Raw genomic sequence first — 25,876 nt, 5'->3', positions numbered from 1 at the left:
CGCAATCGCAGGACTCACTCCGAAAGGCCGGCATCGCCGCATACTCACCGTTGTGGCCGCCTCGCTTGTCACCGTGCTGCTGGCCGCAGGCTATGTCATTGCTGATATCGCCGACGTCGCCCCTGGGCTGCTCACCGTGAACACAGCGGTGCTGCAAGGCCAGCCCGGGCCGCGTGCAGCGATTCCCGCAGGCGCGGTTGCCGCTGCGAAGGCCGAGCAGGATGTGCCGATCAATGCCGACAAGGCCAATGCGCTGCTCGATCGCTTCGCCGAGGCTGAAGGCGTCGGCTCGCAGTATTCCATCGCGATTGCCGACCAGCGCGGTTCGGTCATTGCGCAACGCAACGACGGAACGCCGCGCGAACCGGCTTCGACGCTGAAAACCCTGACCGCGCTCGCCGCCGCCTCATCGCTCGACATGGGGTCGACCTTCAGCACCGAAACCTACCTCAATCAGCCCGCAGGAGGCCCGGACACCATAACGCTCAAGGGCAACGGCGACATGCTGCTGGGCAGGGGCGTGAGCGATCCGAAGCATGTCAACGGCCGCGCCGGGCTGGAAACGTTGGCACAGCAAACCGCGCGAGGACTGCGCCAGCGGGGCATCACGACGGTCGCCCTAGCGTATGACGACACGCTGTTCGGTGCGGTACGCGCTCCGAAAGACATTGCACAGAACAATCCTGGCAATATTTATTATGCGCCAATCTCCTCGATGGCTGTGGACGGTGGCAGAGCATGGCCGAGCGGCAGCGCGCCGAATCCCGATACCTTCGATGGCTACCCGCCGATGTCCACGCAGCCGGCTGCGGATACGGCAGGACTCTTCGCCACGCTGCTCAAGCGGCAGGGCATCGCCGTGAAAGGCGCGCCGTCCGCCGCTTCGGCTCCGGCTGGTCTGTCTCCGCTCGCCTCGGTGCATTCCGCCGCGCTGAGCGAAGTGATGGCTTTCATGATGCGGCACTCCGACAACACTTTGGCCGAGGAATTCGGGCGTCTCACCGCGCTCAAGGCCGGCCGCGAGAATTCGCCGCAGGATGCGGTATCGGCGGTGCAGGAGAAGCTTAAAGGCATGGGAATCGACTTGTCCGGTCTGACGATGGCCGACGTCTGCGGCCTGAGCCCCGGCTCGCAGGTCACCGCCAGCACGCTGGCCGCAGTGCAGGCGCGCAATCTCACGGCAACGGGCGCTGCTGCGGCGGGCGAGGGACTTTCCATCCCCGGATTGGTGGGCACCGCCAGCGACCGGCTTGACAATATGAACGCCGCAGGCCTGCTGCGCGTCAAAACCGGCAGCCTCGACACCGTGACCGCGATGGTGGGCAATGCCTCGCGCAGCAGTGGCGGCACACTCGCCTTTGCCGTCATCGTCAACAACCCTGACGATATGGCTGCGGCGAAGTTGGCCGTGGACACGTTCATCAGCGAGCTGACAGGGCTGTGATCCGATGACATACACTTCACGATTGCGGGCAGGAACCGGATGCGTGCGCAGGGCCTTGGAGCGACTCGGCATCACGCTGCAGGATGCGCGCTTCGCCGAGCATGGCGAGCATGCAGCCTCGCCCGACGCCCCGCTGGTGCTGGTCGCCTGCTCCGGCGGGCGCGATTCGATGGCCTTGGCTGCGCTGAGCCGTACGGTCTGCGCATCTCTCGGCGTACGTTGCGGCGCGGTGATTGTCGATCACGGGCTGCAGCGCGGCTCCGACGCAGTGGCCCAGCAGGCCGCGCAACGCTGTAGTCAGCTCGGGCTGGAGCCGGTCACCGTCCACACCGTGCATGTCGAGGTCGACGGTAGCGGCGTCGAAGCGGCGGCTAGGCAGGCCCGGTATCAAGCCATTATCACGGTCGCGCAGCGTTGCGGGGCTTCGGTCGTGCTGCTGGCGCACACGAAGGACGACCAGGCGGAGACCATCGTGATCGATTTGCTGCGTTCGGGCGGGCTGGATGCGCTGGCGGGCATGCCCGAGTCGTTCATGTTGGATTCAGTGCGTTTCGCGAGGCCGCTGCTGTCGCTGACGCGCGAACAAACCACGGGCATCTGCCAGGACTTGGAATTGCCGTGGTGGGATGACCCAACCAACGGCGACGGCTTTGACGCTAGCGAGGAGCTGCCAGCCGATTTCCCCCTGCGTTCGCGCATCCGTCATAGTCTGATTCCGTATCTGCGGCGCTTCTCGGGCGGCGATGTGGTGGCGCACTTGGCAGGCATGGCGCAGACTGCGGCCCTCGACAAGGAGTATCTGGATATGCAGGCGGATCGTGTCGCCGCAGCCGCTACCAAATATGCTTGCGCTGCAGCATGTGGCGAGGCCGATACCAAAGACGCCGACGCCAAAGACTCCGATGCCAAAGACGCCGCTCTGTCTGTTCCGGCCGCTCCAGCTGCTCCGATTGCTCCCGGCGCTCCAAGCGCTCCCGTTGCGCTGATCTGGTCGGTTGACGCGCTGCGCGGCGAGCATGCGGCGATACGTCGGCGCGTGATTGCGCATGGGCTGTCCTCATTGGGCATCGCGGCCTCCTCGCGCCACGTCGAAGCCATCGATCGGCTGATCGCCGAGTGGCATGGGCAGGGTCCGGTGTCGCTTCCCAGCGGATACACAGCGATTCGCAAGAAACACGTCATTCGCCTGTGCCAAGATGGTGGTCATGCAAATCGCTGATGTCCCAGATGCAATCGACCACGAGCTGGTCAGCAAAGCCCAAATCGAAGCCAAAATCAAAGAGACCGCAGATCAGGTGAGCCGGGATTACCGCGGCAAGAACCCGCTGCTCGTCGCCGTGCTCAAAGGAGCCATCAACACGATGGCGGCCTTCTCGCAGGCGCTGAGCATCCCCGCGCAGCTTGATTTCATGACCCTGTCGAGCTATGGCTCAGGCACAGTCAGCCAAGGCACGGTCACGATTCGGCAGGATCTGACGGCTGATGTTCGCGGTCGGCACATTCTCATCGTTGAGGATATCGTTGATTCCGGCCATACCCTTGCATGGCTTGTCGACGAACTCAAAAGGCGTGGGGCGGCTTCCGTGGAGATTTTTGCGCTGCTCGAGAAGCCCTCTCGACATGAGGTCCATGTTGACCTGAAATACAGGGGATACGAGATTCCGGACGAATTCGTGGTTGGATTCGGGCTGGATTATGACGAACGCTTCCGCAACCTCGATTCGATCGCCGTACTCAAGGCGGAAGTATACCAAGGAGAACAGGCATGAGCTTCCCTCAGGCGCCGCAGACGCCGCCGCCCGGCAACCCCAACCGTCGCAACGACGGCAATAACCCATTAAACCCTTTTTCGCGCAATAACGGCAGCAATGGCAACCAGGCCCCGGGAGGCAAGAAGCCCTTCTGGCAGTCTCCGTGGCTGTGGGTCGCCGTGCTTGCGCTCTTCGCGCTGACGGCATTCCAGATGATCGCCGGCCAGGGCACGCAGACCATCGATTCCAAATACGGCATACAGCTGCTGCAAGGCGACACGGTGTCATACGCCGAGATCGTCGACAATCGGCAGATGGTCAAGCTCACGCTGAACAAGGACTTCAGCGTTGACGCCTCCAACGGCCAGCGGGCGCACGATTACGGCAAGGACGTCCAGTTCTACTACACGGCTGCGCAGGATGCGCAGATGGTCAAGCTGGTGCAGAAGGCCGACCCGGCCAAGGGCTGGAACGTGAGTATACAGGAGACCAGCATCTGGTCGAACCTGCTCATTTCGGTGCTTCCCATCATCCTGCTCGTAGGGTTGATGTGGTTCATGATGCGCCAGATGACGGGTGGCGAGGCCGGCGGCATGTTCGGCCTTGGCGGTCGCAAGAACAACGGCAAGCTGCTTGAAGGGCAGACCCCGACGACGAAATTCGCCGATGTGGCTGGCGAGCAATCGGCCGTCGAAGAGGTGCAGGAGATCAAGGACTTCCTCAAGGATCCGTCGAAGTACAAGGCTCTGGGTGCGCGCATCCCGCGCGGCGTGCTGCTGTACGGCCCTCCCGGAACCGGCAAGACCCTGCTCGCCCGCGCCATCGCAGGCGAGGCTGGCGTGCCGTTCTACGCCATGGCAGGCTCGGACTTCGTCGAGATGTTCGTCGGCCTCGGCGCTTCGCGTGTGCGCGACCTGTTCGATGAGGCGAAGAAGAACGCTCCGGCCATCATCTTCATCGATGAGATCGACGCCGTCGGCCGCAAGCGCGGCTCGGGCATGAACGGCGGTCATGACGAGCGCGAGCAGACGCTGAATCAGCTGCTTGTCGAGATGGACGGCTTTGACAATGACACCAATCTGATTATCATCGCGGCCACGAACCGCCCCGATGTGCTCGACCCGGCTCTGCTGCGCCCCGGCCGCTTCGACCGGCAGGTAGGCGTGGAAGCGCCTGATCTGGAAGGCCGCGAAGCGATTCTCAAGGTGCACGCCAAGGGCAAGCCCTTCGTGCCGGGCGTCGATTTGCACGCCATCGCCGTGCGCACTCCGGGCTTCACTGGTGCCGATCTGGCGAATGTGCTCAACGAGGCCGCGCTGCTGTGCGCCCGCGCTGGCGCACAGTTGATTGACGACCGTGCCATCGATGAGGCCATCGACCGCGTGCAGGCCGGCCCCAAGCGCCAGTCCAAGGGCATGGCCCTGAACGAACTGCGCAACACCGCATATCACGAGGGCGGGCATGCCCTGGTCGCGGCGGCGCTGCACCACACCGACCCGGTCACCAAGGTGACGATTCTGCCGCGTGGCCGCGCGCTGGGCTACACGGCCGTGATGCCGACCGAGGACCGCTATTCGCAGTCGCGCAACGAGCTGCTCGATCAGATGGCGTACGCGATGGGCGGGCGCACGGCTGAGGAGGTCATCTTCCATGACCCGACCACTGGCGCGTCCAACGACATCGAGAAGGCCACGCAGATCGCGCGCAGGATGGTCGTCGAATTCGGCTTCTCCGCTAAGCTGGGCGCCATCAAGTGGGAGGATAGCGACGATTCGGCTTCGGGCTTCGACGGTCTGCAGCCGCGCAAGTACTCCAACCAGACCGCGCAGGTCATCGATGACGAGGTGCTGCGCCTGGTTGAGACCGCGCACACCGAGGCGTGGAACATCATCAACGAGAACCGCGAAGTGCTCGATGAGCTCGTGCGTCAGCTGCTCGTCAAGGAGACGCTGAACGCCAAGGAGCTCGCGCAGGTCTTCGCGCCGGTCAAGAAGGCGCCGGAACGGCAGCTGTGGCTTTCGGACAGCCAGCGCCCGGATTCGGACCTTCCGCCGGTCCCGATTCCCGAAACGCTTAAGCGCTCGGTCGGCATGAAGCCGGGGGAGTAGAGCGGTGACGCTCAATTCAGCACAGCACACGAGGGGCATGTCGGATACCGGCACGCCCCTCGGCGTTCGAGCGGATAGTACGTGCGCGGGTGACGCTCAGCCGCACGATGACCAAGCTGAAAGTGCTCAGACTGGGGGCATTCGGACTGAACGTGGTGCAGGCAGTAGCAGCAGTCCTCAGGCACAGGTTCGTCTTCGCGTCGAAGATGTTGACGACGTTGCCGATGATGCGGCTACCAGAGAGCACCTTGACTGGCTGCGTGCGCATATCCATGCGGATGTTGTGCTGCATGACGCTTCGGGCTTTCCGACTGCGCAGAATGCGCATGATGCCGGCGAGAATGCCGCTCCGCAATCCATGCTCATCGACGTTCCGGTCACTATTGTCACGGGGGCTCCAGATTCGGCGGCTCCGGTCGCGCAATCGCAGCGGCCAGGTGCCGCAGCCGAGGCCGCCATGCCGACGTCCCGCCGTGCCGTTGTTGCTATGCAGAGCAAGGCGAGGGATGCCGAACGGCGCTTCCGTGCTGCGATCGTATCGATGGACGCCATACCCGGCAGCCAGATCGAGGGCATCTCGCCGCTGTATCATGTGAGCAGCTTCGACGGGCCTGACTCCATGACTGCTGTGATGCAGCTGACCACGACGATGCCGCCGACTGCGCTTGCCGCCACATTGGGGAGCGTCGAACGGGCGGGCGAGGGCGCTGTCGAGCTGCGACTTGTCGATATGGAAGGCGTGCGCGGTGACGGGCCGGATTGCGCAGTGCCGCTGCCGCTGGCCGATGTGGTTTCGCAGGCGGCTGTGCTCGCGCCGTGGCTGGATATGGACCCCGGGGCAAGCCTTGGCGGCAAGCCCGTGTCCTTCCTGCTGGCCTTGGCTCCGGACGCCATGCAGGTCGGGCTGCTGTCCGACAACTGGATTATAGGGGAGACACAATGAAAGCACGTCGGACACCGTGGTGGTATTACCTGTTGGCCATGCTGCTCGGCCTGGCCGCAGGCGTGGGCATCGCCAAATACGGCGAGCGCACAGGCCTGCCGCTCATCGGCGCGCCGTGGTTCGTCGCCGCGCTGCTGGCGCTGCTCGGCGTCGTCGTGCTGGTTCTGGCCTGGCAGGTGCATAAGTATGCCACGACCGACCCCGCGAAGCGTTCGAGCGTATTCGACCCGATGAAAGCCGTGTACACGCTTGTTCTCGCCAAGGCGCTGGGCCTGGCGGGCGCGGCGCTCGCCGGATGGTATGGCGGCCAGATACTGGCCAGTCTGCCGCACGCTCAGGCCTCGTACTTCTCCGAGGCGATACTGGAATGCGCGATAACCGGCGCGGTGAGCCTTGCCGATATGGTGATCGGCATCATCGGCGAGCGGCTGTGCCAACTGCCGCCGAATGACGGCCCCGAGCATCCCAAGGTGACGGAGCCGGGCCGCAGTCGCGGACTGGCGCAGCCAACCGCCAATCGCTCGGCTGAGTAGCTTTGCTGAGTAGTTCGGTTGGGTGATTGGCTGGGTAGCTCGGTTGGGCGGTTAGAGCTGTGGGGCTACCGTACGAAATGTAACGTTTTACGAGCCGATTACGTTGCAAAATGCACGCTTGCCCGACCCTACCGTACAAAAGACGACGCAATCGGCTCGTAAAACGTTGCATTCTGTACGGTAGGGGCGAGAGGGATGACTCCGTTGTTACCTCGGCCCCTTGGCGGAGCCTCGGCGTCGGCTACGTAAAGCCCACTGGGCTTTACGCTTCACGCCTCCGCTGGTACGCGAATCATGGCTTCCTGCGACATGACGGCCACTAGCTCGCCGTCCTGCGTATAGACCTTGGCGTTGCCTAGGCCTCGGCCGTGCGCGGCGGTGGGGGTGTCCTGCACGTAGAGGTGCCAGTTGTTGATGTTGATGTCGCGGTACCACCACATCGAGTGGTCGATGGACGCGTAGGTTATGCCCGGCGTCGACACGCTCAGGCCCGCGCGGCGCAGCACCGGCTCCATCATCACCTGATCGCAGCCCAGCGCCAGCATCGCACGGTGGAAGACCTGTGGCACATCGACCGTGCCATCGACCTTCATCCATACCATCTGCTTGCCCGAGTCGTGCTCGGCGCTGTGCTCGTCGGCCTTGAGCATAATGGTCTGCGTGATGTGGCGGATGTCGAAGGGCGACTTCTCGACATAGTAATTCGCGAAGGGCGACTGCTTGGCGTACGGCATCATCAGCTCTTTCGCGCTGGTCAGCTCGTCCGGCCCGGGGATGTCCTGCGGCATCGGGTCGGCGAATTCCACGCCCGACTGGCCCTGCTGCTGGAAGCTGGCGATGGCGGTGAGAATCGCGCCCTGCGATTGGGTCACATTCACCCGACGCGCCGAGAACGAGCGTCCATCGCGCAGCGACTCCACGTCGAAGAGCAGATCCTGGCGGATGTCGCCCGGACTGATGAAATAGCCATGAATCGAATGCGGCAGGCGCGATGGAGCGACCGTCTTGGATGCGGCGATCAGCGACTGTGCGATGACCTGCCCGCCGTACACTTGGCCGGTAGGGAAGTACAGGCTCTCGCCGTTGATATAGGTATGGCCCCGATACTGCGAAGGTTCGCCCAATCGCAGAACTTTCACCAAGTGCTCCAATGGAGTGACTCTCGCTTCCTGTGTCGTCTGTGCCATACCAAGTCCTCTACTTTGATCGTTCAGTGACATATCCTATACCAACCTCCGCCGGGGCTCCCGCCCTACGCCCGTCGTATGGATCATTGCCTCAGACTATCCGGCGCAGGTAAAATCGCGTCCGACATTGTGTAACGGGCGTATGTACAATCGGCGCGTGTTAAGGATTTCCGATAGAATCCGTGGTATAGGTGTCGTCCGTATCTCTCCTGGAATCGCATAACCGATAGTTGAGAGACTTGGTCGCAAAGTTCATAAGAGTTCATAACACGCCCGGGAAACGAAATGCCTATTCACGATGCTCGAATGTGGTTGTTCGGTGTGGCCAGTAAGCGGACTTATAGAGAAGGGGCCGTCTGACTCTATGGATATGGAATCAGACGGCCCCTCGAATGACTGTCAAACTGATGCGAACTATCGCGTGAGCTTGCGGTGCAGACGGTGGGGGCGCGAAGCCTCCTCGCCGAGCCGGGCGACCTTGTTCTCCTGGTAGGCCTGGAAGTTGCCTTCGAACCAGTACCAGTTCGCCGGGTGCTCGTCATCGCCCTCCCACGCGAGGATATGCGTGGCGATGCGGTCGAGGAACCAGCGGTCGTGGGAGATGACCACGGCGCAGCCAGGGAACTCGATAAGCGCGTTCTCCAAGGATTCCAAGGTCTCCACATCCAAGTCGTTGGTCGGCTCATCAAGCAGCAGCAGATTGCCGCCCTGCTTCAAGGTCAGCGCGAGATTGAGCCGGTTGCGCTCGCCGCCGGAGAGCACGCCGGTCATCTTCTGCTGGTCGGAGCCCTTGAAGCCGAAACTTGCCACATAGGCGCGCGTAGGCACTTCGACGCCGGCGACCTCGATGAAGTCAAGCCCGTCGGAGACCGCCTCCCACAGGTTCTTGTTCGGGTCGAGGCCTTCGCGGTTCTGGTCGACGTAGGATATCTTGACCGTGTCGCCCACGGTCAGCTCGCCCGAGGTGAGCGGCTCAAGGCCGACGATCGTCTTGAACAGGGTGGACTTGCCCACGCCGTTCGGGCCGATGACGCCGACGATGCCGTTGCGCGGCAGCGTGAACGACAAGTCGTCGATGAGCACGCGCTCTCCGAAGGCCTTGTGGATATGCTCGGCCTCAAGCACTTGCGAGCCCAGGCGCGGCCCCGGCGGAATCTGAATCTCGGAGAAGTCGAGCTTCTTGGAATTCCTCGCCTCGTTTTCCATCTGGTCGTAGCGTTCCAGACGGGCCTTGTTCTTGGCCTGGCGCGCCTTGGGGGAGCTGCGCACCCAGTCGAGCTCGTTCTTGAGCCGCCTGGCCATCTTGGCGTCCTTCGCGCCCTGAATCTCCATACGCTTGGCCTTGGTCTCCAAGTACGTGGAATAGTTGCCCTTGTAGGGGTAGAGCTGGCCGCGGTCGACCTCGCAGATCCACTCGGCGACGTTGTCCATGAAGTACCGGTCGTGGGTGACGGCGATGACGGCGCCCTGGTACTGGTGCAGGAACTGTTCGAGCCATAGGATCGACTCGGCGTCCAAGTGGTTGGTAGGCTCGTCGAGCAGCAGCAGATCGGGCGCTTCGAGCAGCAGCTTGCACAGCGCTACGCGACGGCGCTCGCCGCCCGAGCATTGGGTGACCGGGGTATCCGGATCGGGGCATTGCAGCGCGTCCATCGCCTGCTCAAGCTGCGAGTCGAGATCCCAGCCGTTGGCCGCGTCGATCTCGGTCTGCAGCGTGCCCATTTCCTCCATCAGCGCATCGAAATCGGCATCCGGGTCGCCCATCTCCTCGCCGATCTTGTTGAAGCGCGTGACCTTGTCGTAGATGCCGCCGAAGGCCGTCTTGATGTTCTCGCCGACGGTTTTCGTGTCATCCAGCGGCGGCTCCTGCTGCAGGATGCCGACCGAATATCCGGGCGTGACGTAGGCCTCGCCGTTCGACACCGTTTCGAGCCCGGCCATGATCTTGAGCAGCGTCGACTTGCCCATGCCATTGGGCCCGACTACGCCAATCTTGGCCCCGGGCAGAAAGTTCAGGGTCACATTGTCGAGAATCACGCGGTCGCCGTATGCCTTGCGCGCGTTGATCATCTGAAATACAAATTCAGCCAAGCTGCATCCTATCCTTCTTGAATCTAGTGCAATGAAATGTAAGAGTTCGTATCAACCCACCATATGCGTCCAAGGGTAGCAAAACGGCGCAACAAGGGGCGCTGCGTGCCACAAACTGGGGCGCGGTGCGGCACTCGCAACCGAGATGGACTGAGCCTATAACTGAGCCTATAGCAGCGCGGCCACCTTGCTGTCCAGCTCCTCGGGCGTGGTCTTGGAGGCGAAGCGGGCTACGGCATGGCCGTCGCGGTCGATGAGAAACTTGGTGAAGTTCCACTTGATGCGGCTGCCGCCCACGCCGCCCTGCTGCGATTTGAGCCAGACATACAGCGGGTCGGCGTCCTTGCCGTTGACGTTGATCTTGGAGAACTGCGGGAAGGTCATCGCGAATCGCCCCACGCAGAACTCATGGATTTCCTCGTCGGTGCCGGGAGCCTGACCGGCGAACTGGTTGCAGGGGAAATCGAGTATTGCGAAACCCCGATCCTGGTACTTCTTGTACAGCGTCTCAAGGCCTTCGTACTGCGGCGTGAATCCGCAGCCGGTCGCCGTGTTGACGATGAGCAGCACTGTGCCACGGTAGTCGGCCAGCGATGCGCTGCTGCCGTCCTGCGCGGTGACGGTGAAATCGTAGATAGTGGTTGCTGGGGTTGCGTTGGTTGCCGTAGTTGCCGGGTTTGCCGTTTCCGCCGCGGGATTGCCAGTTTCGGGAATAGTATCTGCTGTTTGCGTGTCTTGCGTCATCCGAGTCTCCTTCTATATTCGTTGTTCAAATAGCTGGTCTTATACCACTGTATCGAAACGAACTTGCGGTTGGTCGAGCGGGAGCCGAGTATTTCGGCAGTAGGCAGAATTTGGCAAGTCTCTGCGGCAAAGAATGCGCATAATGTGTATAGTTGCATAATGAGATTCAAAGAGATAGAGAGACGTCTGCTTGCGGACGGGTGGTACCTCGTAACGCAAAAGGGCAGCCATTGCCAATATGTGCACCCCATAAAGGCAGGGAAAGTAACGGTTCCCGACCATCCGGGGGATGTCAATCCGAATATTGTGCGATCGATTTGGAAACAGGCCGGAATCAAGGAAAGGAAAGTCACATGAAGCTCGCTTATCCTATTGTGCTCACTCCATATGAAGATCATAGCGGCGGATACGTCGTTGAGTGCCCTGATATGCCCGGACTCGTCACCGGAGGCGACACGCTCGCCGAGGCGCTCTACATGGCCGAAGACGCGGCGAGCGGCTGGGTGCTGACTGAATTGGAAGCAGGAAAGCCGGCTCCACAAGCCAGCAATATTGAAGACGTAAAACCAGAGGAGCCGAATGGCATCGTGAGCCTCGTTGTGCTCGACATGGACGCCTATGCGCAGAAATACGGCAAGAAGGCCGTGCGCAAGAACGTCACCATCCCGGCATGGCTCGACACCTACGGCGAAGAGCAGCATATGAACTATTCGCAGATTCTGCGTGACGGCTTGGAAGCGCGCTACCGCAAGGATCTGCAGGATGCGTGATTGATATTCCGTAGTGGTTTTCTATGTATGGTTTATCTGGCTTATCGCGCGATATAGCCGATGACGGGCCGTGTTGATATAGTGAGTTATCTGTGGGAAGTCGCCGCGCGGGCTTGGTGCCCGGGGCGCGTGAGAGACGGCTTCAATTATGTAGCTGTATGTAAATGCCATGATATGCAATTGTCATGTGCGTAGTGTGTGAAAGGCTGTTGTGCCGAAACTTCATTCTGTTTCCGATTCGAATATTTCCAATACTTACTCCGATGCCGATGCTCGCAATACCGGTGTGTCCGAGCTCGATGAGGGCGCTGAGTCCAGCTCCCTATTCGGCGACCGCGATGTGACCTTCGCCGAGCTCGGCGTGCCCGAGCCCTTGGTGCATGTGCTCGCCCTCGACGGCAAAACCACCGCCTTCCCGATTCAGGTCGATACGCTTCCTGATTCGCTGGCGGGGCGCGATTTGCTGGGCCGAGGCCAGACCGGCTCGGGCAAGACCCTGGCATTCGCAATACCGCTGGTCGCGCGTCTTAGCCAGAACAATGGCAGCGATGCCGCCATCCGCAGCTTCGAGCATTGGCGCGAGCACGGCGATTCCCGCTCCAAGGCGCAGGCCATGCTGCCTCGCCCGCGTGGGCTGGTGCTTGCCCCGACCCGCGAGCTGGTTAACCAGATCGATGAGGTGATTGCCCCGCTGGCGCGCGCCTACCGCATGACGACCACGACGATCTACGGCGGCGTCAACCAGAACCGCCAGGTCGCCGCGCTGCGTGACGGCGCTGACATTGTCGTAGCCTGCCCGGGCCGCCTTGAGGATCTGCTGCAGCAGCGGCTGCTGTCGCTGGACTCGGTGGAGATCACCGTGCTCGATGAGGCTGACGAGATGGCCGATATGGGCTTCCTGCCAGCGGTTTCACGCCTGCTGGGTCAGGTCGATGCGGACGGGCAGCACATGCTGTTCTCCGCCACGCTCGACCATGGCGTCGATAAGCTGGTCAAGCGCTTCCTGACCGACGCGCGGATTCACTCCGTGGACTCCGCCGAATCGCATGTCGACACGATGACGCACCACGTATTCGCGGTCTCGCAGGGCAACAAGCACGAGGTGATTCGCATTCTCGCCTCCGGCATGGGCAAGCGCATTCTGTTCACTCGCACCAAGTATCAGGCCAAGAAAATGGCCAAAAAGCTCGTCGCTGAGGGCATTCCAGCCGTCGACCTGCAAGGCAATCTTTCGCAGAACCAGCGTGACCGCCATTTGGCGGTGTTCACGAGCGGCGAGGTGCGCGTGCTGGTCGCCACCGATGTGGCGGCGCGCGGCATCGACGTGAGCGATGTGGAACTGGTCGTGCAGACCGAGCCGCCGGAGGACCCCAAGTCCTTCCTGCACCGCTCCGGACGTACCGCACGCGCCGGCGAGACAGGCGATGTGGTGACGCTGGTGCTCCCCGAGCAGCATCGCGACGCGCGCGATATGTTGCGCCGTGCCGGTATTCATGTGCATTCCGTGGAAGTGACTCCCGCCTCGCCAGAGCTTGAGAACTTGGTCGGCGAGCATGCCCCGCTGGTCAAGGACTGGGAGCTGAGCGCGCCGGTGCAGCCGCAGTCTGGGTCCGGCAATGGTTCAGGTGCCAGGCGGCATCGAGGTTCTCGTGGCGGCGCTCGTGGCGGTTCGGATCGCAACGCGGGCAACGGTTCTCGCGGTTCGCATGATTCTCGTGGCGGCAACACAGGGCGTGGCGGTTCGCGGCGCGACGATTTCGATTACAGCGACGGTCGTGGAGACAGAGGCGGTTCGCGCGGCGATGGGCGTAGGCGCAACTCGCGCGACGGGCACGATGAGCGCCGCAGCGAGCGTCACAGTGATTACTATGAGTCCGAACAAGGCGGCCGTCGTGGCTCAACCCACAGCGATCGCGGTGGCTCCGGTCGGCGCGGCGGCAGCGGCGCAGGAAATGCCTCTGGCCGTTCCTCGCGTACGGCGTCCGGCTTCCGCCATTCCCGTGGCGGCAAGGGCGCGGCCCCGTTCCGCAGCGGTCGCTGAGCTGCTACCGGTTGTTGTCGGATGCCGCCTTTGCGCAGCATCCGACAACGTATGGCGCTCCTGAGCCGGTTGCGTAAGTCGCGCATTACCTCGGGTTGCGGTCGATGCGGATGTCGGAGACGGTGAGGTTGAGGTCGTTGACGAGGTTGGCGAGAATTATCGTGGCAAGTTCGTCGGCGCGCATGAAGGAATGCTGCTTGTCGAGCGGCACGTAGTCATGGCTGCCGCGGTAGAAATCGGTGTCGATGCCGCCGGGGTAGACGCCGACCACGCTGACGCTGCTGCCTTTGTACGCCGCTTTGAGGCTTTCGGTGTAGCCGCGCTCGCCCCATTTGGCGGCGCAGTACACGGATTCGTTCGCGTTGCCGCGTGTGGCGGCGGTGCTCATCACGTTCGCGATTTTGAGATCCGTTTCATTGCAGGCTTTGAGCGTCTGCACGCACCACAGAATCATGCCGGTGAGGCCTTTGAGACAGCGCTCTACGTCGGACGCCGTGTATTCTGTCGGCTTCTTGAACGAGGGCTGTCCGGCGTTGTTGATCAGCAGATCCACATGGCCGAGTGCGCTGATCTGGTCCAGCGTCTGCCGCGCAAAATCTTCATCGGTGATGTCGCCGACGAAGCCACGGAAATGATCGGCATCGAACTCGCCATCGAACTCAGCATTGAGTTTGCGCATGGCGGCTTCGTTGAAATCAATGCCGCACACCAGCCAGCCCTTGCCAATCAGCTGGCGCGTGAGCTCGTAGCCCAAGCCCGCCGCGCATCCGGTCACAATCGCAATCCCATTCGCCATAATTGCCCTTCCGTGTATACACCTATCGTTCCTGTTGAAACCGCTTCCCAGTCTACTGGGCACGGCGGGAATCAGGCACATAACACGGGGTGCGAAAATAAGAAAAGACAAAGGCGGGGTGCTTGCAAGACCTGCAAGCACCCCGCCTTTGTCTATTGCGATATATGACTAATCCGTCAGTGGTTGTCTATCAGTAGTTGTGGTGGTCGAGCCAATAGCTGTAGGCGCCTTGGACGGAACCGTAGCGGCCTGCGCAATACTGCCAGAACCATTTGAGCTGGGTCTGATAGTTGGTGGCCCAGTCTGCGCCCTCAGTGCTCATCTTGCTGCCCGGCAACGCCTGCGGCAGACCATAGGCCCCAGAGGGATTCATGGCGTTGACTCGCCAGCCGGATTCGTGGGAGATGATGTAGACGGTGGCGCTGAAATCAGATTCCGAATAGCCGTTGGACAGCATGTAATCATGCGCCCACTGCTGCATATCGCCGGCGGGAACGGTAGTGCCGATGCTGGCGGATGCGGAGCTGCCGGGATTGCCAGCGTTTCCAGAGCTATTGGATGCTGTAGAACCAGTGCCGACCAGGATGACCTTGTCGGTGGGAGCTGTCTTGACGAATGAGGCGAAGATGTTGGATGACACCACTTTATCGCCGGTGCGGGTGACGATGCTGGTGGTTTCCATCACGCCAGCCCGGCCTTCGGTCTCTACCTTTTCCTGCCCCTGGGGGAGCGCCGCGGTTTCCTTCTTGACGGTGTTGAAGGCTATGGGGGAGTCTGTGGTTTCGAGATCGGCTCCGGCGCGATTGATGGTGATGACGGTTGATTCGTCGACCTTGCTGTTCAGTGCAGGGGTGACGCTGTCATTGGGTTCGAGCGTGATGTCGCCAGCGTCGAGCACCGACTTGACATCAGTGAAATTGGTGCCCAGCACCACGCGCGACTTGCCGTTGATCTTCACCGTGACATAGGAGGTGTTCGCATCGGCCCCGCGAAGATCCTCACGATCGGCACCACGGGAGACTTCCAGCGCATTGGAGTCAGTGGCCGAATATGAAGTCACCTGCACGACAGGGTGCTGCGAGACATAGAAGCTGCGGGAGGCGAAACCAGCGCCTGCGAGCAATCCCATCGTAGCCAGAACCGCTGCGATTTTGGTCCACTGCCGTTTGCTGAGCGACTTCAGTGTCGTGACTTCCTTACGGTGGTTGGCCATTATGCTCCTTGTTCGACCAATAATTCCTACTGCTGCATCATCCGCCGGCACCCCGGCGCAATCGCGACTGAATATGCAGCATCACCGCAGGGCATGCCGCCTCAGACGCATTCACTGGCTACCATCATAAGAAGAGGTGTGGAAGTCTTCGGCAAAGCCTTGGAAAACACTGGTATATGCGCAATATGCGCACCCGGTCAGACGAGCCAATCAGGCCTTGACAGCATCCTCGGACTGCGCCTTGGCAGCGTCCAGATCCAGGCTCTTGGCCTGCGCGATCAGGTCGTCCAGATCGGATCCGCGCAGCGCACCGGCCTGTTTGAAGATGATCTGGCCCTTCTTGGCGATCATGAGGGTCGGCACCGCCTTGATATCCGCAGCGGAGGCGAGCTCCTGGTTCTGGTCGATGTCGACCTTGGCGAAGACGATGTCCGGATTGGCCTCGCTGGCCTTCTCATACACCGGGCCGAAGGCCTTGCAGGGGCCGCACCAGGTGGCCCAGAAATCCACGAGCACCAGCTCGTTGCTGGTGAGGGTCTGCTCGAAATCTTGTGCGGTCAGGGCTGTCGTTGCCATAATGGCTCCTTCCATATCGCGCCGTTTACGCTGGCTTCTAGCATTCCAGCACCACTCAACAAACACGCGAGTCGGCTTCGCTCTGAGACGAAGCCCGGTGGTCGTACTAGTGGCGTGTCCGCAGCGCATCGGCGCGGCGGGCGGCGAGTTGAACTGCACAGGCCAGAGCGCATGAGCCAGAGCGCGCGTCAAATCGCGCATGAATGTCGTGAATATTCGGAGATTTTACCAATCGTTTGCATTCGGTGGGGCTATGCGGGCGATAATGGAGGAATGCAAGTCCTGAATGATGAGGTGCCCGACGACGATGACTTCGATGCGAGCCGTCGCCGCGGGGAATTCGATGGCATAACCCCTGAGGATTTCGTGCGCGGTTCTCACGGCAACCCTCCCGGATGGCTTTCCCGAGAAGACATCGACCGCATGCGTCGGCAGATTCCAATGGTCTATGTCCAGGTTGTTCCGGTGCGCACCGATGAGCTGGGGCGCGTCTCGCAGGTCGGCTCCCTGCTGCATGTGGGCGATGACGGCTCGTTGGAACGCACACTCATCGCCGGTCGCGTGCTCTACCACGAGACGCTGCGCGAGGCCATCGCGCGCAATATCGCCAAGGATCTCGGCGATATCGCCATCCCGGAGCTGCCGGTGGCCCTGCAGCCCTTCCATGTGGCCGAATTCTTCCCGACCCCAGGCGTGTCGCCGTATTACGACCCGCGCCAGCATACGGTCGCGCTGTGCTATGTGGTGCCGATTCCCGGCGACTGCAAGCCGCAGGACGAGACCTTGGACGTGGAGTGGTGCGACCCGGAAGGGGTGCGCATCGAGACCTTCATCCAGCAGATGGCGAACGGGCAGGGCGATATCGTGCGCAGGGCCTTGGCATGGGTCGGGCGCTGAATCAGGCGGGAAGCGGCGCGGCAACGGCGCGGCAGCCGGGCGCGGTGCGCGCGACGAATACGAATACCGTTGGGACATGGATGTAAATAGGGCATAGATGTAAATAAGGCACAGATGTGAAAATAATGCACGAATGCTATGCGACGCGCATCGCATAAGCGCTCGCACGGGAAGGGAGACGCAAGGCAATGGCCATATCGCTGCAGAACACCATATACCGCCGCCAGTTGGCTGACAAGGAATTAGGAGACGCGGGGCCGGGTGCCGCCACACCGCTGGTGCTGGTGCACGCCTTCCCGGTCGACCACCGCATGTGGGACGACTGCGCGCCGCTTATCGCGCAGCTCAGCGACGAGGCAGGGCTGGCACCGTTCGCCATCTGGGCGCCCGACATGCCGGGCGCGGGCACCTGCCCGGTGCCCAGCGCCGGCGAAACCGGCGAAGTCAACGAGGATGGCTCGTATGCGCAGGCGCTCGATTTGGTCGCTGATGCCTACGTCGATCTGGTGCTGCAGACGGGATTCAGGAAGGCTGTATTCGTCGGCCTGTCGATGGGCGGCTATGTGGTGATGGATATCGTCAAACGGCATCCGGAGGTGCTGGCGGGAATCGCCTTGTGCGACACTCAGCCCAGCCCGGACGCGCCTGAAGCGCGCGCGAATCGGCTGGCCATCGCGCAGCGCTGCGAGGACGAGCAGACTATCGAACCGGTGATGCATTTCGCGGTGCCGCAGCCAGGCGATTCGACGTTCAAACGCTCGCCGCAGTGCGTCGACCTGTTCACACGGTGGATTCATGAGCAGAGCCCGGATGGCATCGCCTGGCGACAGCGCATGGCGGCCGGGCGGCCCGACTTCACCGATCAGCTTGCAGCGATTACGGTTCCGGCCGCCGTGGTGTGCGGCACGCGGGACCCTTCGCTGCAGACGATGCGCGGTTTCGTGTCGCTGCTGACGGGCACCAGCCCTGCAATCACTGAGATTGAGGACTGCGGCCATTTCAGTGCTGTCGAGCAGCCGGCCGCCGTGGCCCAGGCTCTGGCGGACCTCATGCAGCGCGTGGTGAAAGGCTGATGACGATGGGATCAACGATGTTTTCACCGGCGTTTTCCTCATTGGCGCTCACGCAGACGCTGCCATTCCTCCCGCTGGCTCAGGGCGACATCGATTACGACACCACGCGAAGGGACGAGCCCGGGCTCACTCAGGCCCTGCTGCGTGGGCCGGAATCGTCGACGACCTCGGTCATGCTCGTGCGCGATGGGAAGGTGGCGGTCCCGCATGGACAAGGGCGCTTGGGCGGCTATGACGTTGCCCGCATGCGGCTCGCCGAGCTGCCTGGCCGGTATATCCTGAGCGATCTTGCGGCACATCCTGAGATCATCGCGATCTATCTCGGCGTATACGGGAGCGAAACCAGTGCCGCCGACACCCGATTAGCCAATACCCGCCGCCATGCCATCGCCTTGGATCTGACGCGGATGTTCGACGGCTCGCAAGGCCCCTCGCACAGCATCGCGCCGGATGCCGCGCATGAAGGCGCCGACGACGCCTTCGACCCGGACAACGGTCTTGACGGGCGGGCTGCAAAGCCTAGCGCATCGCTGCTTGAGCAGGCGGCGGACCGCTTCGACTGGGTCGATTTGCGCGCTTTCGTCCCGCATGCCTCGGCCCGGGAGTCCGGCCAGGCCACCAATGCCAGCGCGCTGAGCCTGTGGCATGCCCGCCAGCGCTTCTGCCCGAGCTGCGGGGCTGCTGTGCAGCCGGCGATGGGCGGGTGGGCCCAGCGCTGCGACAACGAGGCGGACGGCAACCGCACGCTGTTCCCACGCGTCGAGCCGGCAGTGATCACCGCCATTGTGGACGCGCAGGACAGGCTGCTGCTCCAGCACAACAAGGCGTGGGGCGATTCGCGGCTATTCTCCGTTTCCGCAGGCTTCGTCGAGGCCGGCGAGAACCTTGAGCACGCCTGCCGGCGCGAAGCCAAGGAGGAGGTCGGCGTGGATGTGGGCGAAGTGCGCTACCTCGGCTCGCAGCCCTGGCCGTTCCCCTCCTCGCTGATGGTGGCGTTCAAGGCCCGTGCAGCCAGCACCGCAATCACGGTGGATGACATCGAAACTGCCGAGGCCCGCTGGCTGACCCGTGATGAATACACCGCCGAACTGGCCACCGGCCGCATGCAGGCGCCCGGCAAGGCCACCATCGCGCGGTACATGATCGAGGAATGGTACGGACGCGAGCTGTGAAAGCACGCTCACAGCTGAGACGGCGTGCATTTCAGGTCATAAGATAGGCATACAATTCCCCGGAGTGAGAGGGAAAGGATACGACGTGACGAGCGCTACTGAAGGACAGGGATTCATGCCCGATCAGACGGGCAGGATTCCCGCATACCAAAATGCTCCCACAGACGGGTTTCCGTCGGCCGGCGAACGCACGGAAGCGTTCCCTCCGCTTGGCGCGTGGGATGCGCAGCTGCCAGTAGACACCGCCGCACTCGCCGCACCGCGCAAACGCAGCAGGGCCGCGCTTATCGTGGCGCTGAGCATTCTGGCCGCGCTTATCGTGCTTGCGATCGGATCCTTCTTCGGCGCACGCTGGTACTTCCAAGACAAAGCAGCCCCGGGCGTCACCTTCGGCGGCGTATCGGTGATGGGCAAGACGGCTGCCGAACTGAAGAACACGGTCAACGCCGCAGTCGCACATTCGACGATCGCGGTGAGCGATAACTCCGGCAAGAAGACCAATGCCTCGCTGCGCGATCTCGGCGTGCAGGTCAACACCGATGCGACGGTGAACAATATTCTCGATGCCAAGAGCAGCAACGATTTCACCAGGCTCAACCCCTTCTCCCATGAGTCGGTCTCGCTGGCTGCAAAGCCTGACAAGCTCGCCGCATCCACCTACCTGACCAAGACCTTCATCGCCGAATCGGACCGCGCCGTGCCCTCCACTATCGCCTTCGACGGCAACGCCAAGCAATTCAATGTGCTGCCAGGCAAAGACGGCAAGGCACCAGTGTCGGCACCGGTCGACAAGGCCGTGGACGCCATGATCGCCACGCCGGGTCAGCCGACCACGGTGGCTGTGGCCTACAGCAACGTCACCACGCCAATTCCCGTCGCGGCTGCACAGCAAACTGCCGATCAGGCGAACCAGCGCCTTGCGAATACGATAACCGTCAACAACGGCGACGCCAAATCATTCGTCATACCAGCCGATGTCGTTGCTTCATGGATTAAAACGGACGCAGACCCCTCCGCCGGCACCATCGCCGTAAGCTACGACAAGGCGGCGGTCAGCGCGTATATGGCCAAGGATTTGCCCGCGCAGCTCAATCAGCAGAAGGTCACGCAGGAGGACATCGTCAACGATGCGGGCACGGTGCTGGCCACGAAGACGCCGGGCGTCAACGGTGTGGCAATCAAGAACACCGAGGCTGTGGCACAGCAGGTGGTGCAGGCGCTCGACGCGGGCAAGCCGGTCACCATCCAGGCCGAGGCGGATGTGACCAAGTACGACACCAAGCAGGTCAAGCCCGAATACCGCATCGTCGTCGACAAGTCTTCGCAGACCGCGACCGTGTACCGCGGCGAGACGCCGGTGAAGACCTTCCTGGTATGCACCGGGCGCTCGGGCAACCATGAGACCGACAGCGGCAACTTCTTTATTGATCTCAGGTATGCCACGCAGGATATGCGCGGGCTCAACGACGATGGCTCGCACTATCTCTCGCCCGGCGTGAAATGGGTGAGCTACTTCAACGGCGGCGAGGGCTTCCACACCGCCGACTGGAACTACGGCGGCATCGCAAGCGGCGACCCCTCCAACAACGGATCGCACGGCTGCGTCAACATGTACGAGCAGGATGCGCAGTGGATCTACGACAACTGCCCTGAGGGCACTCTCGTCCAGGTGATCGGTTCCCAGCCATCCGGCGCGGTGCGCTAGAGGCGCATCAGCCATACAGCTATATCGCGCGTATACGTGCGGATGCATACGCACGGGAGCTTGTCAGCTTTACGCAGGGTTTACGCAGGGCGTGTCAGCGTTATGTAATGCAGGGACGCTAGGCTGGTGAGCCATGAGTGCAAACACCGAAGACAAGCCAGCGAAGCTTGACGTCCCCGACCATCTGCAGTATTCCACTGAGCATGTGTGGGTGGATGACTCGGTGAGCCCCGCGTTGATTGGCGTAACCGAGTACGCTGCGAACCAGATGGGCGAGCTGGTGTTCCTCGATCTGCCGGAGGTCGGCACGCGCGTCGAGGCGGGCGATGAGATCGTGGAGCTGGAATCAGCCAAGGCCGTCGAACCGCTGGTGTGCCCGGTGGCGGGGGTTGTGCGCTACGTGAATTGCGATGCCTCTGACGATCCCAGCGTGATCACGAATGACCCCTATGGCGAGGGGTGGATCCTGAAGATGGATTTGGATGACGATGAGCCGCAGCTGCTCAGCGCCGACGAATACGGCGCAATGATCAAGTAACGATCAAATAATTTCACAACTCCTTGAATCCACAGCCCATAGGGCCGCGCATATGGAGAGAATATGACTGCACAAGACGAGCTCGAACCCGACGACATGGCCACCGTGCCCATCCCGGTGCGGCGGGTCGTCACGACCTTCGACGCCGCCTCGCGCCATGAGCGCTTCGAGGACAAGCCACTGCTTATCCGTTCCATGCGTTCGCTGATCGTCGCCGGCTTCGGCGCGTGGATACGGGTGTCCAGCGCCATCGGCAAATACCTCAACTGGCGTCCGAATGTCGAGCCCTATGTCGGGTACGGCACTGACGACTACTCGCGACTGATCTGCCGGACCGTATACGCGCCGGTGCGCAGCGAGCCGGGCAGACTGGTCCGCGGTCTGCGGGCGATGCTCATGGTCCCCGCGCCAGCCACGAACGTCAGAATCGCAATCGACGAAGCGCCGCTCACCACCGTGCAGATCGGCAGCTCCGAGGTCTACGATCGGGTCGACAGAGGCAGGGACCGCAGCGGCGAGACCATCATCTCCGATGTTTCGGGCTATCTCGACCTGGTGGCCGAACGTCGGCTCGAACCGGGCATCCACACCGTGTCCTATCAGGTGGCCCATCGCAAGCCTGTCGCCTCGCAGCTGTTCACCATCGCCCCGGGCACGCCGATCGGCGTGATCTCGGACGTTGACGACACGATCATGGTGACGCAGGCGCCGTCGCCGCTGCGCGCGGCCTACAATCTGCTGCTGCTGAATCCGAAAAAGCGCGGCTCGGTTCCGGGCATGGGTGTGCTGTTCAACAAGATCGCCGACATGTTCCCACAGGCGCCGTTCTTCTACCTGTCGACCTCGCCGTGGAACGTCGAAAGCTCCATCCGCAACTTCATCGCCGATCAGGGCTTCCCGCAGGGTCCGCTGCTGCTGCGCGACCTTGACCCGCGCCCCAAGACCTTCATTCCCTCCGGCGTGCAGCACAAGCTCGAATTCGCCGAGCAGCTCATGGGCGATTTCCCCGACATGCGCTTCATCCTCATCGGCGACGACGGGCAGAAGGACCCGACCACCTACGCCACCATCGCGCGGCGCTACCCTGGGCGGGTGCTCGCCATCGGCATCCGGCAGCTCAGCCCGCGCGAATACTCACCGCTGGGGCCGGTTGCGGGCCTGACCACGACCCAGCCGGTGCCGGTCACCGACGTACCCGTGTTCACCGGCACGACCGGCTCGAACCTCATGAAGACGATGCTGCCGTATCTGGCGAAGTTCCAGTAGCGCGCCGGTAGCGCGTTTTTGAGGTGGTTGGCCCCTCAGCGTACGTTTTCCTGATTGCTTGCGGCGGCCGTATCGGAAAACGTACGCTGCCACGTGCTCAGCGTACGTTTTCCGATATGACCTTCGGCAAGGTGACAGGAAACGTACGCTTGGGGACACAGTGTTGACATACAACGTTGGCATGGGGCAGCGTTGCCTGCGGTGTGAGCGACATCACGAGCATAGCGGTCGGCTGGGCGCATAAGTCGATTCGCGCGCGCCTCGGGGTCGTATAATCGGGCAGCATGACCATTGTCACTACCATCGCTGAAGAGGGAACAGACACGGCACGGCATAATCCGAAGGCGGATTCACGTTCCGGCGCGTCTGATACGCGCCCGCCCGCAGCCAGAAAACTCAACCATATCCGCTCGATGCACGGCGACGTGTTCAACGATCCCTACGAGTGGATGCGCGACAAGGAATCCGCCGAAGTGCGTGACTACGTCAGTGCGCAGAACGATTACTGCCGCTCGCGCACGGCGGGTTTGCAGGGTTTGAGCGCGACGCTGTTCGACGAGCTCAAATCCCGTGTGCAGGAGACGGATATGTCCGTGCCGACGCGCATCGACGGCTTCTGGTACTTCGTGCGCACGCAGGAGGGGCGGCAGTATGCCACGCAATGCCGCATCCCGATTGCCGGGCCCGACGACTGGACCCCGCCGCAGGTCGATCCGAAGGGCGAACCCGGCTCGATGCGCGGCGAGGAGATCATCTTCGACGCGAATCTCGAGGCGCAGGGCCATGATTTCTTCCGCCTGGGCGGGCTTGATTTGAGCCGGGATGGGCGCTGGCTGCTCTACGGCGTCGACATCGCCGGCGACGAGCGCTACGACTTTCGTATCCGCGATCTGCGCGACGGCACCGAGCTGCCAGAGGTGCTGCACGGCATCGGCGGGGCATGCTTCACGCCGGACGCGCAGTGGGTGTTCTATGCGGTGCTTGACGACGCCTGGCGACCTTATGCGATTCGCCGGCATCATGTCGGCACGCCGGTCGATGCAGACGTGGAGGTGTTCCGCGAAGACGATGAGCGTTTCTGGGTGGGCGTGGGCCTGAGCTTCGACGAGCGGAACATCGTCATCGCCACCAGCTCGAAGACCAGCGGCGAGGTGTGGATGCTGCCTGTGGCAACGCCCGAGGGGGAGTTCCGCGTCTTCATTCCGCGTCAGGATGACGTGGAGTACGATGTGAGCTTCGCCTGCTTCGAAGGCGCAGGCGAGCAGGGCGAGGATATTCCGCTCGCTGTCGTATACCACAACGCGTGCAACCCGAATTTTGAGATCGACGTCATCGATATGCGCACGCATGAGCCGCCATACCGCCTCGGCGAAGGCACCGTGGTCGCGGTCGGCTCGCCGTACGGATGCAAGGAGGGCGAACGCCTTGAGGCCGGGGCATCGACCAAATCGGTCTGCACGCCGTATTACGACCCGCGCAATCCGGCGATTCTGCAGGGCGTGCGCGGCTTGGGCATCGAGGGCATTGCGCTGCACCGGCACTTCGTGTCGCTGTCGTATCGCGCGAACAGCCTGCCGCATGTGGCGGTGATGACCAAGCAGGACGCCGCGCAGGACTTCCTTGCCGGTCGGCCGTGGCGCTTCCGAGAGATTGAGCCGCAGGAAGATGAGTCGCAGGATGGCGAGGGCAGCAAGGAGCGTGCGGGCGAGCCGCAGAAAGCCAGCGCGACTGGTGAATCCGGTGAAGCCGCGAAACTGAAGCCCAAAGAGCCGAGGCGGCTGTATTCCTTCGGCACCGGCGGCAATCCGTCGTATGACGCGCCGCGCATGCGCTATTCGTTTGGCAGCTACACGCGGCCAGCCGAGCTGCACGAGTTGGACCCCGCCACCGGCGATGATGTCTTGCTCAAGCGGGCGCAGGTGCTTGGCGGCTTTGATGCGCGCAACTACTCGGAGCGCCGCGTCTGGGTGAAGGTGCGTGACGGGGAGGATGTGCCGGTTTCGCTCGTCTGGCGCACTGAGGCGATGCCCCGGCTGGCCGCGTGCCCCAGGCATATCGCGGCCCCAGCTCCGGATGCGGTGCCGGGAAGCAGCGCAGACATCGCCGCGCATGGAGCAACCGGGTCTGCCGGTTCGATGCCGATGTTCGTCACCGGTTATGGGGCCTACGAGATCAGCTCGGACCCTGGTTTCTCCGCAGGCCGCATCAGCCTGCTTGATCGCGGCGTGCTCTACGCGGTGCCGCATATCCGTGGCGGCGGTGAAATGGGCCGCGCCTGGTATGAGCATGGCCGACGGCTTGAGAAGAAGCATTCCTTCGAGGATTTCGTCGATGTAACCGCCGCACTGCAGGAGGCCGGGTACGTCGATTCGACGCGGACAGTGGCCAATGGCGGGTCGGCGGGCGGCCTGCTCATGGGGGCCGTTGCCAACATGGCGCCGGAGCGCTTTGCCGCCATCGAGGCGGATGTGCCCTTCGTGGACGCGCTGACCTCGATACTCGACCCCTCGCTGCCGCTGACCGTCACCGAATGGGACGAGTGGGGCGACCCGTTGCACGACGAGCAGGTGTACCAGTACATGAAGTCGTACACGCCCTATGAAAACGCGCCGAGCGACGAGCATCCGGCTGTGCGGTTCCCGAAGATCCTCGTGACCACCTCGATGAACGATACGCGCGTGCTGGTCGTCGAGCCGCTCAAATGGATTGCCAGGCTGCAATCGGCCGGCGTCGATGTGATTGCCAAAATCGAGATCGAGGCGGGTCATGGCGGCACCACCGGGCGCTACAAGCAGTGGCGGGAGGTCTCCTACGAGAACGCCTGGTGTCTTGACGCGATGGGAGCCACGCGGTTGATGACATCGTGATACTGCGCGGTGTTGCGTGATGCTGAATGGCTGAATGCGAGAGCCTCGTCGTTGCGTCGCGTTGTGTACGCTAATGCGACCCTAGCGGTTGAAAGGTGACGTAATCGGCCCCTAAAACGTTACGTTTTGTACGCTAGGGCCGAATTATGACCACATTCATG

Annotated in this window: 23 protein-coding genes; 16 read left to right on the top strand and 7 right to left on the bottom strand. The window is 62.3% G+C overall.

Annotation, left to right across the window (positions count from 1 at the left end; translation table 11 throughout):
- Positions 1-4: 4 nt before the first annotated feature.
- Genes LKK40_RS01990 through ftsH form a run of 4 tightly spaced genes read left to right on the top strand, consistent with a single transcriptional unit; the run spans position 5 to position 5,303 of the window.
- Positions 5-1,444 carry a D-alanyl-D-alanine carboxypeptidase/D-alanyl-D-alanine-endopeptidase gene (locus tag LKK40_RS01990; RefSeq protein WP_304308949.1) on the top strand — a complete coding sequence of 480 codons (1,440 nt, stop codon included), beginning with the start codon at positions 5-7 and terminating at the stop codon, positions 1,442-1,444.
- A 4-nt stretch (positions 1,445-1,448) separates the two neighbouring features.
- On the top strand, positions 1,449-2,663 hold the full coding sequence (gene tilS / locus LKK40_RS01985; RefSeq protein WP_304308740.1) for a tRNA lysidine(34) synthetase TilS: 1,215 nt from the start codon (positions 1,449-1,451) through the stop codon (positions 2,661-2,663).
- Positions 2,650-3,213, top strand: coding sequence for a hypoxanthine phosphoribosyltransferase (hpt, locus tag LKK40_RS01980; protein ID WP_273221606.1), 564 nt, complete (start codon positions 2,650-2,652; stop codon positions 3,211-3,213). Before tilS ends, hpt begins: the two co-directional genes overlap by 14 nt.
- Positions 3,210-5,303 (top strand): ATP-dependent zinc metalloprotease FtsH, encoded by a 2,094-nt coding sequence (ftsH, locus tag LKK40_RS01975; protein ID WP_304308739.1) that lies wholly within the window; start codon positions 3,210-3,212, stop codon positions 5,301-5,303. Before hpt ends, ftsH begins: the two co-directional genes overlap by 4 nt.
- 16 nt (positions 5,304-5,319) lie before the next feature.
- Here the strand turns inward: ftsH and LKK40_RS01970 are convergent, their stop codons facing one another.
- Positions 5,320-5,577: a hypothetical protein gene (locus LKK40_RS01970; RefSeq protein WP_304308738.1), complete on the bottom strand. Its 258-nt coding sequence runs from the start codon at positions 5,575-5,577 to the stop codon at positions 5,320-5,322.
- Between the two features lie 9 nt (positions 5,578-5,586).
- Here LKK40_RS01970 and LKK40_RS01965 point away from each other — a divergent pair, with 9 nt between their 5' ends.
- Positions 5,587-6,246, top strand: coding sequence for a hypothetical protein (locus LKK40_RS01965; protein ID WP_304308736.1), 660 nt, complete (start codon positions 5,587-5,589; stop codon positions 6,244-6,246).
- Positions 6,243-6,779: a DUF3180 domain-containing protein gene (locus LKK40_RS01960; RefSeq protein ID WP_304308735.1), complete on the top strand. Its 537-nt coding sequence runs from the start codon at positions 6,243-6,245 to the stop codon at positions 6,777-6,779. The genes LKK40_RS01965 and LKK40_RS01960 overlap by 4 nt, the downstream gene beginning before the upstream one ends.
- 269 nt (positions 6,780-7,048) lie before the next feature.
- Here LKK40_RS01960 and LKK40_RS01955 read toward each other — a convergent pair whose 3' ends face one another.
- The 3 genes from LKK40_RS01955 to LKK40_RS01945 form a co-directional block, all read right to left on the bottom strand.
- Complete coding sequence (locus LKK40_RS01955) at positions 7,049-7,966, bottom strand: acyl-CoA thioesterase (protein WP_304308734.1); 918 nt, start codon at positions 7,964-7,966, stop codon at positions 7,049-7,051.
- A 414-nt stretch (positions 7,967-8,380) separates the two neighbouring features.
- Positions 8,381-10,057 carry an energy-dependent translational throttle protein EttA gene (ettA, locus tag LKK40_RS01950; protein WP_304308732.1) on the bottom strand — a complete coding sequence of 559 codons (1,677 nt, stop codon included), beginning with the start codon at positions 10,055-10,057 and terminating at the stop codon, positions 8,381-8,383.
- A 168-nt stretch (positions 10,058-10,225) separates the two neighbouring features.
- Entirely contained in the window at positions 10,226-10,801 is a 576-nt protein-coding gene (locus tag LKK40_RS01945; protein WP_304308731.1) for a glutathione peroxidase, read from the bottom strand.
- Positions 10,802-10,960: 159 nt separating this feature from the next.
- Between LKK40_RS01945 and LKK40_RS01940 the strand changes: the two genes are divergently transcribed.
- From LKK40_RS01940 to LKK40_RS01930, 3 genes are all read left to right on the top strand, one after another.
- Positions 10,961-11,158 carry a type II toxin-antitoxin system HicA family toxin gene (locus tag LKK40_RS01940; protein WP_304308730.1) on the top strand — a complete coding sequence of 66 codons (198 nt, stop codon included), beginning with the start codon at positions 10,961-10,963 and terminating at the stop codon, positions 11,156-11,158.
- The gene (locus tag LKK40_RS01935; protein WP_304308728.1) at positions 11,155-11,571 is read left to right on the top strand and encodes a type II toxin-antitoxin system HicB family antitoxin; all 417 of its coding nucleotides are present in this window, start codon (positions 11,155-11,157) and stop codon (positions 11,569-11,571) included. Before LKK40_RS01940 ends, LKK40_RS01935 begins: the two co-directional genes overlap by 4 nt.
- Before the next feature lie 286 nt (positions 11,572-11,857).
- On the top strand, positions 11,858-13,612 hold the full coding sequence (locus LKK40_RS01930; protein ID WP_304308726.1) for a DEAD/DEAH box helicase: 1,755 nt from the start codon (positions 11,858-11,860) through the stop codon (positions 13,610-13,612).
- Between the two features lie 85 nt (positions 13,613-13,697).
- Here the strand turns inward: LKK40_RS01930 and LKK40_RS01925 are convergent, their stop codons facing one another.
- From LKK40_RS01925 to trxA, 3 genes are all read right to left on the bottom strand, one after another.
- A complete protein-coding gene (locus LKK40_RS01925; RefSeq protein ID WP_304308724.1) occupies positions 13,698-14,408 on the bottom strand; it encodes an SDR family NAD(P)-dependent oxidoreductase in 711 nt (236 codons plus the stop codon).
- A 190-nt stretch (positions 14,409-14,598) separates the two neighbouring features.
- The gene (locus tag LKK40_RS01920; RefSeq protein WP_304308722.1) at positions 14,599-15,621 is read right to left on the bottom strand and encodes a G5 domain-containing protein; all 1,023 of its coding nucleotides are present in this window, start codon (positions 15,619-15,621) and stop codon (positions 14,599-14,601) included.
- A gap of 210 nt (positions 15,622-15,831) precedes the next feature.
- Positions 15,832-16,326, bottom strand: a complete 495-nt coding sequence (trxA, locus tag LKK40_RS01915; RefSeq protein ID WP_434735145.1) for a thioredoxin — start codon at positions 16,324-16,326, stop codon at positions 15,832-15,834.
- A 144-nt stretch (positions 16,327-16,470) separates the two neighbouring features.
- Between trxA and LKK40_RS01910 the strand changes: the two genes are divergently transcribed.
- From LKK40_RS01910 to LKK40_RS01880, 7 genes are all read left to right on the top strand, one after another.
- Entirely contained in the window at positions 16,471-17,094 is a 624-nt protein-coding gene (locus LKK40_RS01910; RefSeq protein WP_304308720.1) for an NUDIX hydrolase family protein, read from the top strand.
- Between the two features lie 188 nt (positions 17,095-17,282).
- A complete protein-coding gene (locus LKK40_RS01905) occupies positions 17,283-18,167 on the top strand; it encodes an alpha/beta fold hydrolase (protein ID WP_304308718.1) in 885 nt (294 codons plus the stop codon).
- A 5-nt stretch (positions 18,168-18,172) separates the two neighbouring features.
- Entirely contained in the window at positions 18,173-19,339 is a 1,167-nt protein-coding gene (gene nudC / locus LKK40_RS01900) for an NAD(+) diphosphatase (protein WP_304308716.1), read from the top strand.
- 85 nt (positions 19,340-19,424) lie between these two features.
- On the top strand, positions 19,425-21,044 hold the full coding sequence (locus LKK40_RS01895) for a L,D-transpeptidase (RefSeq protein WP_304308714.1): 1,620 nt from the start codon (positions 19,425-19,427) through the stop codon (positions 21,042-21,044).
- Between the two features lie 133 nt (positions 21,045-21,177).
- The gene (locus LKK40_RS01890) at positions 21,178-21,582 is read left to right on the top strand and encodes a glycine cleavage system protein H (RefSeq protein WP_304308712.1); all 405 of its coding nucleotides are present in this window, start codon (positions 21,178-21,180) and stop codon (positions 21,580-21,582) included.
- 63 nt (positions 21,583-21,645) lie between these two features.
- Complete coding sequence (locus LKK40_RS01885) at positions 21,646-22,848, top strand: App1 family protein (RefSeq protein ID WP_304308710.1); 1,203 nt, start codon at positions 21,646-21,648, stop codon at positions 22,846-22,848.
- A 284-nt stretch (positions 22,849-23,132) separates the two neighbouring features.
- On the top strand, positions 23,133-25,715 hold the full coding sequence (locus LKK40_RS01880) for a S9 family peptidase (protein WP_304308709.1): 2,583 nt from the start codon (positions 23,133-23,135) through the stop codon (positions 25,713-25,715).
- The last annotated feature ends 161 nt before the right edge of the window (positions 25,716-25,876 follow it).

Source organism: Bifidobacterium tibiigranuli (assembly GCF_022655035.1).
GTDB lineage: Bacteria > Actinomycetota > Actinomycetes > Actinomycetales > Bifidobacteriaceae > Bifidobacterium > Bifidobacterium tibiigranuli_A.
The sequence above is the reverse complement of the archived record's forward strand: the minus strand, read 5'-3'. Positions and strand labels throughout refer to the sequence as shown.